We start from the raw sequence: 14,782 nt of genomic DNA on the forward strand, positions 1-14,782 counted from the left end.
ACAGCGCCGATGGTACTGCAGGGGGGACCCTGTGGGAGAGTAGGACACCGCCGAACAAATATTGAAAGAGCTGGTCCCTGAACTTCGGTTTGGGGACCAGCTCTTTTTTGTTGTGCGTCACTTGGAGTTCACGTTGCGCGATAAGCATCCCGAGCATGGGGACTGTAGGAATGCTCAGGGCCGCGGGCGTCGGACTTGGTGACGAGGTCATCGTGCCGGCGTTCGGGAACGTCGAGGTCGCCGAGGCCGTGAGCCTGACCGGTGCGATGCCGGTGTTCGCCGACATAGATCCGGCTACGTACTGTCTTGATGCCGCCGCCGTTGACGCTGTCGTCGGGCCGCGGACGGTGGCTGCTGTCGCCGTGCACCGTTTCGGTCGGCCCGCTGACCTCGCGGGGCTGCGGCGCGTCGGGCAGCGGCATGGTCTCCTGGTGCTGGAGCAGAGCGAGTCGAAGGCGCCGTACGACGAGGTCGAGCAGCGCAGGGCTCATGCCGGGTATCTGGACAGGCGGTTGAGCGGGGTGCGGACGCCGGAAGGCGGTATCGGGCACACGTACCAGCAGTACGTCGTGCGGGTGCCGGGCAATGGGCGGCCGGACCGGGACGCTTTCGCGCGGGCCGTGCGGGCCAGGGGAGTTGAGTGCTGGGTACCGGTGAAGACGCCTGTGCACCGGATGCCCGGGTTCCGGCGGGACGTGTATCTGCCGGAGACCGAGTGCGCCGCGGACGAGACGCTGGCGCTGCCCGTGGACGCTGCTTTGACGAAGCGTGAGATGCATCGGATCGTGTCCGCGTGCAATGCGCTCGGTGGGTTGTTGCAGCCTGCCTTCTAGTCGAGGCCGGTATCGAACACGGTTGGGAGCACTCCGCTGTTCGGGGTATGATCTATGCCGTCGCTGCGGGGAAAACCCGAAAGCGCGGCAGGCCCCTATAGCTCAGTCGGTAGAGCGTCTCCATGGTAAGGAGAAGGTCAACGGTTCGATTCCGTTTGGGGGCTCTGACAGCAAAGGCCTCCGCCCGATCGGGCGGAGGCCTTTTTCGTATGCCGTATGCCGGGACTTGTTCTGGGACTTCAGTGCGTCAGCCGTTGTGTCAGTCCTTGTGGAGACCCGGAACGCGCATGGCCAGGATGGCCATGTCGTCTGACGGGGCGTCGGAAGCGAAGCGTTCGACCGCGCGCATGATGCGGGCGGCGACCGCGCCGGCGGTCAGGCCCGTGCAGGTGGTGAGGACGTCCGTGAGGCCGTCGTCGCCCAACATGCGTGTGCCTTCGCGGCGTTCCGTGACGCCGTCCGTCACGCACAGGAGGACATCGCCTGGATCGAGCGTCACCGTCTGCTCGTACAGTTCGAGATCGTCCATGACGCCGAGGAGGGGCTGTGGTTCGGCGGCCGGTTCGACCGTGCCGTCCTGGCGCAGGCGCAGCGGGAGCGGATGGCCGGCGCAGACGATCTTCAGGACGGCGCTGCCGTCTTCCTGGGGCCACAACTCGCCGTACAGGAGGGTCAGGAAGCGGCTGCGGGCGCCCTCGTCGAGGATCGCGGAGTTGAGGCGCTCCAGGACGGCCGGGCCGCCGAAACCCTCTCGGGCGAGGAGACGGAGGGCATGGCGGGCCAGGCCCGTGACCGCGGCTGCCTCCGGGCCCGTACCGCAGACATCGCCGATGGCGAAGCCGTACGCGCCGTCGCGGATCGGGAAGACGTCGTAGAAGTCACCGCCGACTTCGTTGCCCTCGCCCGCCGCGCGGTAGATGACCTCGACCTCCACGCCCTCGATGACCGGGAGTTCGGGCGGCAGGAGGCTGCGCTGGAGGGACTGGCTGATGGCCATGCGCTCGGAGTACAGGCGGGAGTTGTCCAGGGCCAGGGCGGCCCGCCGGGAGAGGTCCTCGGCGAGTTCCAGGATCTCCTGGCGGAAGTGTTCGTCCGTCGGCTTGCCGAGCGTCAGCATGCCGATGACGCGGTTGCGGGCCACCAAGGGGAGTACGACCGTCTCGCCGCCGACCGCCGAGGCCGTGGCGAGGGTCGTGCCGATGCCGGAGCTGACCGTCGCGGGCTCGCCGCGGCCCAGGCTGCGCATGGAAGTGCGCAGGGCCGCCTCGTGGGCCGCCTCGGCCGGGGCCGACCAGACGCGGGCGCCGGGGGTCGGGACCGGGTCCGGCGGGGCGATCTTGGAGAGGAGGGCCTTGAGGCCGTCGATGCGCTCCTCGTCCTCATGCAGGACGTACGAGAGATACGGGTCCGAGGCCTGGTCGGCAATCGTGTAGACGGCGCACCAGGTGGCCAGGGTCGGGACCGTCATCTGTGCCATGAGGGCCAGTGTCTGATCGCGGTCCAGGGTGCCCGCGAGGAGGTCGGAGGCCTCTACGAGGAAGGACAGCGAGCCCCGGCGCAGACGCTCCAGCTCGCCCAGGCGGGCCGATTCGACGGCGAGCGCGATGCGGTCGGCGGCGAACTGAAGGCGCAGGGCTTCTTCGTTCGAATACCGGGCGGGGGACTCGGCCGCGACGCCGAGCGAACCCGTGAGGCGGCCCTCGACCTTCAGCGGGACCGTGACGACCGACCGCATGCCCGTGCCGCTCAGCAGCGGTACGGCGCCCGGGACGGCCGTGAGGTCGTCGTGGACGGCCGGCATCCGGGCCGAGCCGTAGCGGCCGGGGCCCGCCTCCACGGGGACGCGAGCGAAGCGCTGGCGGGCGGAGGGGAGCCCGGTGGAGGCGCGTACCTCCAGCTCGGTCTCGTCGTCGGTGGCCAGCAGCAGGAAGGCGGAGTCGCCGTCGAGCATGTCGCGGGCGCGCTCCACGGTGCGCTGGAGGAGGCCGTCGAGGTCGTCCGGGGCCGGGGAGCCGATGAAGACCTCGAAGGGGTCGGTGGCTTGGCCGCCTTCGGAGTGTGTCGCCGAGTCCGCGGCGGGTACGCGCAGGGGAGTCTGCAGGACGGCGCGCTCGTGATCGCGTACAAGGAGACAGACCGTGGAGGGCTCGCCGCCGGTGTCGCGGACGCGCAGATGCGAGGCGTACACAGGTGTCACGCGGCCGTTGGCGCCGCGGAGGCCGTAACTGCCCTCCCAGCGCGAGAGCTGGAGGGCCTCGGCGATGCCGGTGCTGGTGCCGGGGGTGTGCGGCCAGGCCGCGAGGTCGGTCAGGGGTTTGCCGATGACCTGCTCGGCCGCGTACCCGAAGAGTTCTTCCGCGTCCTCGCTCCAGGCGGAGATGGCGCCGGCGCGGTCGATCTGGACGACGGCGACGCGTACGCGGCCGTCGGCGAGAGGCAGGAGGTCGGCGGGCAGCGAGGGGCCGGCGGCGCGGGTGCCCACCGGGCGGTCCGGGAGGTCGAGTTGGAACCAGACCTGCTTGTGGGTGGGCGTGTACTCGACTCCCCAGCCGGCGGCCAGGGCCGCGCACAGCTGGAGGCCGCGGCCGCCCTCGCGGTCGGGGCTGCCCATGTTGACGGCCGCCGCCTGGAGTGGAATCTCTCGTTCCGGGTAGCGGTCCGCTACTTCGATGCGTACGCCGTCCTCGGTGCGCAGACACAGGACATCGGCGGACGTGCCCGCGTGTACCACGGCGTTGGTGACGAGTTCGCTGGTGAGGACCACGGCGTCGTCGACGATGTCAGCGAAGCCCCAGCCCTGGAGGGTGTCACGGACAAAGGACCGAGCGGTCGCGACGGACCGTCCGACGGGGTCGAAGCTGGCGGCCGCGCGAGCGGTGATCACAGCACTCCTTGTCCGGGTTTCTTCGGGCAGGGCTTCGTGGCCGACTCGCCCCTGCCGCGGCAGGTGACGGTTGCCGGTCTGTCCGGGATCCTGGGGCTGTCCCCCAGGATGCACTCCGGTGGTCATGGTGAGGCCGCCCCTCCGATGCCTGCCCGCTTGTGCTCGTGCCACCGCCCAGGCCGGACGGACCGGCGTGGCTGGACAGCCGCATGCAAGGTTACTTACCTTCGCCGTCCATGCGGATGCCGGTCACCACAGTGTTTCCGTCCGGGAGGGTGTGTGCGGACGATGTGCGAAGCTGCCGAACTGTTATGGCCTGGTTCAGCCACGGTGAAACACTGGGCAAGCTTCAAGAGATGGTCCAAACACGCAGAGCACTAGCAGAGCACTACCCGAACACCCCGAGCAGTAACGGTCGACCCTTGCGGGAGGGACACAGTGGAGTCTGGCGCAGCGACGCGGGGCACTAAAGCGCGCGCGAAAGGCGGAGAGTCCCTGAGTAACCGGCGCAAACCGCGCAACGGGACCACCGAGGTGGACACCGCGGCGCTGAACAGACTGCTCATGGCCCTGGAGGCGATGCGGGACGGGAACTTCCGCAAGCGCCTGACGGTGTCCGGCGACGGAGTCATGTCCGAGATCGCGGCTGTTTTCAACGAGGTGGCCGACCGCAATCTGCACCTGACGGGCGAACTGTCGCGCGTACGGCGCATGGTCGGCCGCGAGGGCAAGCTCACGGAGCGCCTGGAGACGGGCGTCTGCGAGGGTTCCTGGGCCTCGGCGATCGACGCGTCCAACGCGCTGGTCGACGACCTCGTACGCCCCGTCTCCGAGGTCGGCCGGGTGCTGTCCGCGGTGGCCGAAGGCGATCTGTCGCCGCGTATGGAACTGAGGGCGCAGGCCCCGGACGGCAACGGGCATCCGCTGCGCGGGGAGTTCCTGAAGGTCGGGCGTACGGTCAACAACCTGGTCGACCAACTGTCCACGTTCACCGACGAGGTCACGCGTGTGGCCAGTGAGGTGGGCACGGAGGGCAAACTGGGCGGGCAGGCCCGGGTGCGTGGGATGTCCGGTTCGTGGAAGGACCTCACGGATTCGGTCAACACGATGGCGTACCGGCTGACGGCTCAGGTGCGCGATATCGCGCTGGTGACGACGGCGGTCGCCAAGGGGGACTTGTCCCGGAAGGTCACGGTTCATGTGGCCGGAGAGATGCTGGAGCTCAAGAACACCGTCAACACGATGGTCGATCAGCTCTCCTCTTTCTCCTCCGAGGTGACGCGAGTCGCGCGCGAGGTCGGCACGGAGGGCGAGCTCGGCGGCCAGGCACAGGTGCCGGGTGTGGCCGGTGTGTGGAAGGACCTCACCGATTCGGTGAATCTTATGGCCGGCAATCTGACGTCCCAGGTGCGCGGGATCGCGCAGGTGACGACGGCGGTTGCCAATGGCGATCTGTCGCAGAAGGTGACGGTTTCGGCGCGCGGTGAGATGGCGCAGCTCGCCGAGACGATCAACCAGATGACCGAGACGCTGCGTACGTTCGCGGACGAGGTGACCCGGGTCGCCAACGAGGTCGGCGGCGAGGGGCGGCTCGGCGGTCAGGCGAATGTGCCGGGTGCGGCGGGAACGTGGAAGGACCTCACCGATTCGGTGAACACGGTCTTCCGGAATATCACCACCCAGGTGCGGGACATCGCCTCGGTGACGACGGCGGTGGCCAGCGGTGACCTGTCGCAGAAGGTCACCGTCGATGTGGCCGGCGAGATGCTGGAGATGAAGAACACCGTCAACACGATGGTGGACCAGCTGTCGTCCTTCGGTGACGAAGTCACGCGGGTGGCGCGGGAGATCGGTGTCGAGGGCGAGTTGGGTGGCCAGGCGCAGGTGCCGGGCGCAGCCGGTACCTGGAAGGACCTGACGGACTCCGTCAACACCGCGTTCCGGAACCTCACCGGTCAGGTGCGCAACATCGCGCAGGTGACGACGGCGGTGGCCAACGGCGATCTGTCGCAGAAGGTCACCGTGGACGTCTCCGGCGAGATGCTGGAGCTGAAGAACACCGTGAACACGATGGTGGACCAGCTGTCGACCTTCGCCGACCAGGTGACGCGCATGGCGCGTGATGTGGGTACGGAAGGCCGGCTCGGCGGTCAGGCGCGCGTGGACGGCGTCAGCGGCACCTGGAAGGACCTCACCGACTCCGTCAACTTCATGGCGGGCAACCTGACGTCCCAGGTGCGGCAGATCGCCCAGGTGACGACGGCGGTGGCGCGCGGTGACCTGTCGCAGAAGATCGAGGTCGACGCGCGCGGCGAGATCCTCGAGCTGAAGAACACCATCAACACCATGGTCGATCAGCTCAGCGCCTTCGCCGAGCAGGTGACCCGGGTGGCCCGTGAGGTGGGTACGGACGGCCGGCTCGGCGGTCAGGCGCAGGTACCCGGCGTCGCCGGTGTGTGGCGCGACCTGACCGACTCCGTGAACGGCATGGCGGGCAACCTCACCTCTCAGGTGCGCAACATCGCGCAGGTCGCGACCGCGGTGGCCCGGGGTGACCTGTCGCAGAAGATCGACGTGGACGCGCGCGGCGAGATCCTCGAGCTGAAGAACACCCTCAACACGATGGTCGACCAGCTGTCGAACTTCGCCGAGCAGGTGACGCGGGTGGCCCGCGAGGTGGGCACGGAGGGCATTCTCGGCGGCCAGGCCGAGGTGCAGGGTGTCTCCGGCACCTGGAAGGACCTCACGCAGTCCGTGAACTTCATGGCGAACAACCTCACCATTCAGGTGCGGCAGATCGCCGAGGTCACCACGGCGGTCGCCAAGGGCGACCTGTCCAAGAAGATCACCGTCGACGCGAAGGGCGAGATCCTCGAACTCGTCACCACCGTCAACACGATGGTCGACCAGCTGTCGAACTTCGCCGAGCAGGTGACGCGGGTGGCCCGTGAGGTGGGCACCGACGGTAACCTCGGCGGTCAGGCGCGTGTGCCCGGTGTGACGGGCATCTGGAAGGACCTGAGCGACAACGTCAACGTGATGGCCAACAACCTGACCGGCCAGGTGCGCAACATCTCCCAGGTCGCGACGGCGGTGGCCAACGGCGACCTCACCAAGAAGGTCACGGTCGAGGCGAGCGGCGAGATCGCCCAGCTCGCGGACACCGTCAACACGATGGTGCGGACGCTGAGTTCGTTCGCCGACCAGGTGACGCGGGTGGCCCGCGAGGTGGGCACGGACGGCATCCTCGGCGGTCAGGCGCACGTCCCGGGGGTCGCCGGTACGTGGAAGGACCTCACCGAGTCCGTGAACGGCATGGCGTCCAACCTGACCGGCCAGGTGCGCAACATCGCGATGGTCACCACGGCCATCGCCAAGGGCGACCTGACCAAGAAGATCGACATCGACGCGCGCGGCGAGATCCTGGAACTCAAGACCACCATCAACACGATGGTCGACCAGCTCTCGTCCTTCGCCGAAGAGGTCACCCGCGTCGCCCGCGAGGTGGGCACCGAGGGGCAGTTGGGCGGCCAGGCGCGCGTACGCGACGTCGACGGCACCTGGCGCGACCTCACCGAGTCCGTGAACGAGATGGCCGGGAACCTGACCCGGCAGGTACGGGCCATCGCGCGCGTGGCGACCGCGGTGACCCGTGGCGACCTCAACCTGAAGATCGACGTGGACGCCTCCGGCGAGATCCAGGAACTTCAGGACTACATCAACAAGATGATCGCCAACCTGCGCGACACCACCATCGCCAATGAGGAACAGGACTGGCTGAAGGGCAACCTGGCCCGCATCTCCGGTCTGATGCAGGGCCGCCGCGACCTCGCCGACGTGGCCTCGCTCATCATGAGCGAACTGACTCCGGTGGTCTCGGCGCAGCACGGCGCGTTCTTCCTGGCGATGCCCCTGGACGACGGCAAGGACGTGGGCGCCGCGGGCGACGACTCGTACGAACTGCGCATGCTCGGGCACTACGGCTACTCCATGGGGTCCATGCCGACGTCGTTCCGGCCCGGAGAGACGCTGATCGGGACGGCCGCCAAGGAGAGGCGGACCATTCTCGTCGACAATGTGCCGCCCGGGTACCTGAAGATCGCCTCCGGGCTCGGTGAGGCGCCTCCGGCGCATGTCATCGTGCTGCCGGTGCTTTTCGAAGGGACCGTTCTGGGGGTGATCGAGCTGGCGTCGTTCCAGCCGTTCACGCAGATCCAGAAGGACTTCCTCAACCAGATCGCCGAGATGATCGCGACGAGCGTCAACACGATCGCCGTGAACACCAAGACCGAGGTGCTGCTCAAGCAGTCGCAGGAGCTGACCGAGCAACTGCGGGAGCGGTCGGCCGAGTTGGAGAACCGGCAGAAGGCCCTCCAGGCGTCCAACGCCGAACTGGAGGAGAAAGCCGAGCTGCTGGCCCGGCAGAACCGCGACATCGAGGTCAAGAACACCGAGATCGAGGAGGCGCGGCAGGTCCTGGAGGAGCGCGCCGAGCAACTCGCGGTCTCCATGCGCTACAAGAGCGAGTTCCTCGCCAATATGTCGCACGAGCTGCGTACGCCGCTCAACTCGCTGCTCATCCTCGCCAAGCTGCTCGCAGACAACGCGGACTCCAACCTCACCCCCAAGCAGGTCGAGTTCGCCGAGACGATCCACGGGGCGGGCTCCGACCTGCTCCAGCTGATCAACGACATCCTCGACCTGTCCAAGGTCGAGGCGGGCAAGATGGACGTATCGCCGACGCGCATCGCGCTGGTCCAACTCGTCGACTACGTAGAGGCCACTTTCCGTCCGCTGACGGCAGAGAAGGGCCTCGATTTCTCCGTACGCGTCTCTCCGGAACTGCCCGCCACGCTGCACACGGACGAGCAGCGGCTCCTCCAGGTGCTGCGCAACCTGCTCTCCAACGCGGTGAAGTTCACCGACTCCGGAGCGGTCGAACTCGTCATCCGGCCCGCCGGTGCGGACGTGCCCGTCGCCATCCGGGAGCAGCTCCTGGAGGCGGGCTCGCTGCGGGACGCGGACGCCGATCTGATCGCGTTCTCCGTGACCGACACCGGCATCGGCATCGCGGCCAGCAAGATGCGGGTCATCTTCGAGGCGTTCAAGCAGGCGGACGGCACGACCAGCAGGAAGTACGGCGGTACGGGACTGGGGCTGTCCATCTCGCGGGAGATCGCGCGGCTGCTGGGCGGCGAGATCCATGCGCAGAGCGAGCCGGGACGGGGCTCCACGTTCACGCTGTATTTGCCCCTGCACGCGAGCGAACTGCCGCCGCAGGGCTACCCACAGCTCGCGGCGCCGGCGATGGACAACGGAGCGCTCGCGCTGCCCGCGGAGATCGAGGACGGGGCCCCTGTGGAGACGCCCGCCGAGGTCAAGTCGTACCAGGAGACCCAGAACGGGGCCGCCGCGCTCTTCAGGCGGCGCCGCAGGTCGTTGCCCTCGGCCGGGCAGCGGCCCGCGCTGTCGGGGCAGCAGGGCCAGGTCCAGGAGCCCTGGGCCGCGCGCGGTGAGGAGGCGTCCGCCCAGCCGCGGGGCGTCTTCCGCTTCGAGGGCGAGAAGGTGCTGATCGTCGACGACGACATCCGCAATGTGTTCGCGCTCACCAGCGTCCTGGAGCAGCACGGCCTGTCGGTGCTGTACGCCGAGAACGGCCGCGAGGGCATCGAGGTCCTGGAACAGCACGACGACCTCACGGTCGTCCTCATGGACATCATGATGCCCGAGATGGACGGATACGCGACCACGACGGCGATCCGTCGGATGCCCCAGTTCGCAGGCCTGCCGATCATCGCCCTCACCGCGAAGGCGATGAAGGGCGACCGTGAGAAGGCGATCGAGTCGGGGGCTTCCGACTATGTGACGAAGCCGGTCGATCCCGATCATCTGCTTGAGGTGATGGACCGATGGATGCGCGAACGGTGACCGAATCGGGCCCCCTGTTCAAGTGATCAGAGAACCTGGGGGACCCGGGCGCGCGGAGCTGCTGACTGACTGTGCCCGGCCCCGTGTAGAAACCCGGGATTCGGGGAACCTTCTGGTCTCCTGCCGCGTTTCTGCTACGTGCACAGTGACATCGCGGTGACAGGGTGTGGCGACAGGCGGGGTGCGGCTACCATGACCGGCACAAGGACGGGCGGCGTAAGGGAGTCGTCCCCTGGGGCGGCGCCCGGTGCACTGCCGGGGCGAGGAGGACGGGCCATGGTGCAGAAGGCCAAGATCCTCCTGGTCGATGACCGGCCGGAGAATCTGCTGGCGCTGGAGGCCATCCTCTCTGCGCTCGATCAGACACTGGTTCGGGCATCGTCCGGGGAGGAAGCGCTCAAAGCACTGCTCACGGACGATTTCGCGGTCATTCTTCTGGATGTCCAGATGCCGGGCATGGACGGTTTCGAGACCGCCGCGCACATCAAGCGGCGGGAGAGGACCCGGGACATCCCGATCATCTTCCTCACCGCCATCAACCACGGTCCGCACCACACCTTCCGGGGATACGCGGCGGGTGCGGTGGACTACATCTCCAAGCCGTTCGACCCGTGGGTGCTGCGGGCGAAGGTCTCCGTGTTCGTCGAGCTCTACATGAAGAACTGCCAACTCCGGGAGCAGGCTGCGCTGTTGCGGCTCCAACTGGAGGGTGGTGGCAAGAGCGCGGAGTCCAAGGAACCGGCCGGACTGCTCGCCGAACTCTCCGCGCGGCTCGCGGCCGTCGAGGAGCAGGCCGAAGCGCTCTCCAAGCAGCTCGACGACGACTCGGCGGATGCGGCGGCGGTGGCGACCGCGGCTCATCTCGAGCGCAAACTCACGGGACTGCGCAGGGCGCTGGACGCGCTGGAGCCGGGCACGGGGAATGGCACGGCTTCGCTTCCTTCGCAGAACTGAGTTTGCACAACTGCGGGAATTCCGCGTCGCCTTGCCCTTGCTGGCGTATGAGCTGATGGCCTGCGGGTGAGTTGGCTGCCTGCCTGGGAGCTGAGCTGAACGGTGCTGCTCTGCGGCGTCCAGCGCCCGTACGGCAGTTAAAAGCCCGTCAACTTGGCACCTCGGTGGAGGTGACACGAACGGGTGAAGCAGAAGGCACACGTGTCCGCTGGTCTCCACCGGTAACCTCACACCCATGGCCTCACGTCAGCCCGCAGCCAAGAAGTCGACCGCGAAGAAGGCGGCCGCTCCGAAGAAGGCTGCGGCGAAGAAGGCCCCCGCGAAGAAAGCCCCGGCCAAGAAGGCTCCCGCGAAGAAGGCCGCGGCGAGGAAAGCCGCCCCGCCCAAGCCGGCGCCCAATCCCACCGGGGGCGTGTTCAAGCTGGTACGCGCCCTCTGGCTCGGTGTCGCGCACGCCGTCGGCGCAGTGTTCCGAGGCATAGGGCGGGGTGCGAAGGGGCTGGACCCGGCGCATCGAAAGGACGGACTCGCCCTGCTTCTGCTCGGCCTCGCCCTGATTGTCGCCGCGGGCACCTGGTCCAACCTCCGCGGCCCCGTCGGCGACCTCGTCGAGCTGCTGGTGACCGGCGCCTTCGGCCGCCTCGACCTGCTCGTGCCGCTCCTGCTCGCGGTGATCGCCGTACGACTCATCCGGCACCCCGAGAAGCCCGAGGCCAACGGACGGATCGTCATCGGCCTGTCCGCGCTCGTCATCGGCGTACTCGGCCAGGTCCACATCGCCTGCGGGGCGCCCGCGCGCAGCGACGGCATGCAGGCGATACGGGACGCCGGCGGGCTCATCGGCTGGGGCGCGGCGACGCCGCTGACGTACATGATGGGCCAGATCCTGGCCGTACCGCTCCTCGTGCTGCTCACCGTTTTCGGGCTCCTGGTCGTCACGGCGACCCCTGTCAACGCCATCCCGCAGCGGCTAGGGCTGCTCGGCGCCAAGCTCGGCCTCGTACAGCCGCAGACGGCTGAGGACGGCTTCAGCGAGGACGACGAGCGCTATGACGACCAGTGGCGCGAGGCGCTGCCCGCGCGCTCCCGAAAGCGCCGCTCCGCGCCCCGGGCGTCCGAGGAGTACGACCCGGACAGCGCCGAGCAGGAGGCGCTCTCCAAGCGCCGGAGCCGCTCCAGGCGGCCCGCTGTGCAGCAACCCGCCGCAGACCGGCAGATGGACGCGGTGGACGTTGCCGCGGCGGCCGCAGCGGCGCTCGACGGTGCCGTGATGCACGGGATGCCGCCCTCGCCGCTCGTGGCCGATCTGACGCAGGGCGTCGGGGCGGACCGCGGCGAGCGCGAGGACACGGGTGGTGGACACCAGGAGACGACGCCGGTACCGGCCGCGCGCAGCAAGGGCGGCAAGCCCAAGCAGGAGATGCTGAAGGCCGAGGTCGCCGACCTGACCAAGGCGCCCCCGGAGGAGCCGCGCGAACTCCCGCCGCGCGCCGAACAGCTCCAGCTCTCCGGCGACATCACGTACTCCCTGCCGTCGCTCGACCTCCTGGAGCGCGGCGGCCCCGGCAAGGCGCGCAGCGCCGCCAACGACGCCATCGTCGAGTCGCTCACCACCGTCTTCACCGAGTTCAAGGTCGACGCCTCCGTCACCGGCTTCACGCGCGGCCCGACGGTCACGCGGTACGAGGTCGAGCTCGGCCCCGCCGTGAAGGTCGAGCGCATCACGGCGCTCACCAAGAACATCGCGTACGCCGTCGCCAGCCCGGATGTGCGGATCATCAGCCCGATCCCGGGCAAGTCGGCGGTCGGCATCGAGATCCCCAACACCGACCGCGAGATGGTCAACCTGGGCGACGTACTGCGGCTGGCCGACGCGGCCGAGGACGACCACCCGATGCTGGTCGCGCTCGGCAAGGACGTAGAGGGCGGCTATGTGATGGCCAACCTCGCGAAGATGCCGCATGTGCTGGTGGCCGGAGCGACCGGTTCCGGTAAGTCGTCCTGCATCAACTGCCTGATCACGTCGGTCATGGTCAGGGCGACTCCTGAAGACGTCCGCATGGTGCTCGTCGACCCCAAGCGCGTCGAACTCACCGCGTACGAAGGCATTCCACACCTGATCACGCCGATCATCACCAACCCGAAGCGGGCCGCCGAGGCGCTGCAGTGGGTCGTACGGGAGATGGATCTGCGCTACGACGACCTCGCAGCGTTCGGATTCCGGCACATCGACGACTTCAACGCGGCCATCAGGAACGGCAAGGTCAAGCTGCCCGAGGGCAGCGAGCGCGAGCTCAGCCCGTACCCGTATCTGCTGGTGATCGTCGACGAGCTCGCCGACCTGATGATGGTCGCCCCCAGGGACGTCGAAGACGCCATCGTGCGCATCACGCAGCTCGCTCGCGCGGCCGGCATCCATCTCGTCCTCGCCACCCAGCGGCCCTCCGTGGACGTCGTCACCGGTCTGATCAAGGCGAACGTGCCGTCCCGGCTCGCCTTCGCCACCTCCTCGCTCGCCGACAGCCGCGTCATCCTCGACCAGCCCGGCGCCGAGAAGCTGATCGGCAAGGGCGACGGGCTCTTCCTGCCGATGGGGGCCAACAAGCCGACCCGTATGCAGGGTGCTTTCGTGACCGAGGACGAGGTCGCGGCGGTCGTACAGCACTGCAAGGACCAGATGGCGCCGGTCTTCAGGGACGACGTCGTGGTCGGCACCAAGCAGAAGAAGGAGATCGACGAGGACATCGGCGACGACCTCGACCTGCTGTGCCAGGCGGCCGAACTCGTCGTCTCCACGCAGTTCGGATCCACCTCGATGCTCCAGCGCAAGCTGCGCGTCGGGTTCGCCAAAGCCGGGCGGCTGATGGACCTCATGGAGTCCCGCAACATCGTCGGTCCGAGCGAGGGTTCCAAAGCTCGTGATGTTCTTGTGAAACCTGACGAGTTGGACGGAGTGCTCGCGGTGATCCGTGGGGAAGCTCAACCGTAAGGAATCACCGTCAGGAATCGGTGCGGGCCGGGTCCCTGTGCGAGTGGGTCGACGATGCGTGAACGTGACTCATCCGTAAAGAAGCGGCGAGCAACCGTTTCCCTTCGGCGCACGTCAAGTTGAGGGAAGGGACAGGTACGTGTCCCACCATCAGGATGTCCGGCCATTCTGATGGCGTACAAAGTCATACCGACCGGTTGCCCCACCCTTTCGCACCCCCCATAGACTGAACCTCCAGCACAGGTGGCTACACGCTCGAAAGGCGCCCCCGTGTCCATCGGCAACTCCCCTGAGGACAACACCCCTGAGGACGAGCGTCCCTTCGAAGAAGACGACCGTCCCTCGATCGGCACTGCGCTGCGACAGGCACGTATCGACGCAGGGCTGACCGTCGACGATGTCAGTAACGCCACCCGGGTCCGCATCGCCATCGTGCAAGCGATCGAGCAGGACAACTTCGCTCCCTGCGGCGGAGATGTCTACGCGCGCGGTCACATCCGGACCCTGGCACGCGCCGTGCACCTCGATCCGGATCCACTGCTCGCGCAGTTCGCCGCCGAGCACGGCGGGCGTCCGGCGCCGACGCCGGCGGCACCGCTGTTCGAGGCGGAGCGGATCCGTCCGGAGCGCCAGCGGCCCAACTGGACCGCGGCCATGGTCGCCGCGATCGTCGCCGTGATCAGTTTCGTCGGGTTCACGCTGGTCAACGGCGACGACGGAGCCGATGCGAAGACACAGGTCGCCGAGGGTTCCAAGCCCGCCACCACCAAGTCCCCCGACCGTAAGCCGGGCAAGACCGCCGACCCCACGCCCGACGCGTCGGACAGCGCCATCGCGGCCGCGCCACAGGACAAGGTGACCGTCCGGGTGACCGCCCCCGACGGGCGCAGCTGGATCTCGGCCCACGACCACAACGGCCGACGACTGTTCGACGGCTTCCTGGAACAGGGCGACTCCAAGACCTTCCAGGACAAGGAGAAGATCGACCTCGTCCTCGGTGACGCGGGTGCGCTCCAGCTGTACGTGAACGGCAAGAAGATCGACGACGAGTTCCGCCCGGGAGGGGTCGAGCGCCTGACGTACACGAAGGGTGACCCCGAGGTCGGCTGAGCCGTACGGCATTCACGGGCAGGCGGGCACCGGGTTTTTCGGGCAGGCGGGCACGGGGTTGGCCAAGGTCGGCCAACCCCGTCG

6 protein-coding genes and 1 tRNA gene are annotated in these 14,782 nt (G+C 68.1%); 6 read left to right on the plus strand and 1 reads right to left on the minus strand.

Going from position 1 to position 14,782, the window contains the following annotated elements; translation table 11 throughout:
• Positions 1–170: 170 nt before the first annotated feature.
• Both ACYVO6_RS23445 and ACYVO6_RS23450 read left to right on the plus strand, forming a co-directional pair.
• Positions 171–833, plus strand: a complete 663-nt coding sequence (locus ACYVO6_RS23445; protein WP_461064853.1) for a DegT/DnrJ/EryC1/StrS family aminotransferase — start codon at positions 171–173, stop codon at positions 831–833.
• Between the two features lie 91 nt (positions 834–924).
• Positions 925–997: transfer RNA gene (locus tag ACYVO6_RS23450), tRNA-Thr, on the plus strand.
• A gap of 95 nt (positions 998–1,092) precedes the next feature.
• Here the strand turns inward: ACYVO6_RS23450 and ACYVO6_RS23455 are convergent.
• Positions 1,093–3,843 carry a SpoIIE family protein phosphatase gene (locus tag ACYVO6_RS23455; protein WP_461064173.1) on the minus strand — a complete coding sequence of 917 codons (2,751 nt, stop codon included), beginning with the start codon at positions 3,841–3,843 and terminating at the stop codon, positions 1,093–1,095.
• Positions 3,844–4,155: 312 nt separating this feature from the next.
• Between ACYVO6_RS23455 and ACYVO6_RS23460 the strand changes: the two genes are divergently transcribed.
• The 4 genes from ACYVO6_RS23460 (at position 4,156) to ACYVO6_RS23475 (ending at position 14,698) form a co-directional block, all read left to right on the plus strand.
• Positions 4,156–9,645 carry a HAMP domain-containing protein gene (locus ACYVO6_RS23460; RefSeq protein ID WP_461064175.1) on the plus strand — a complete coding sequence of 1,830 codons (5,490 nt, stop codon included), beginning with the start codon at positions 4,156–4,158 and terminating at the stop codon, positions 9,643–9,645.
• 276 nt (positions 9,646–9,921) lie between these two features.
• Positions 9,922–10,599, plus strand: coding sequence for a response regulator (locus ACYVO6_RS23465; protein WP_461064177.1), 678 nt, complete (start codon positions 9,922–9,924; stop codon positions 10,597–10,599).
• 235 nt (positions 10,600–10,834) lie between these two features.
• Positions 10,835–13,588, plus strand: a complete 2,754-nt coding sequence (locus ACYVO6_RS23470; RefSeq protein ID WP_461064179.1) for a DNA translocase FtsK — start codon at positions 10,835–10,837, stop codon at positions 13,586–13,588.
• Positions 13,589–13,858: 270 nt separating this feature from the next.
• Entirely contained in the window at positions 13,859–14,698 is an 840-nt protein-coding gene (locus tag ACYVO6_RS23475; protein ID WP_461064181.1) for a helix-turn-helix domain-containing protein, read from the plus strand.
• Positions 14,699–14,782: the final 84 nt, after the last annotated feature.

The organism is Streptomyces pseudoechinosporeus, assembly GCF_054783935.1.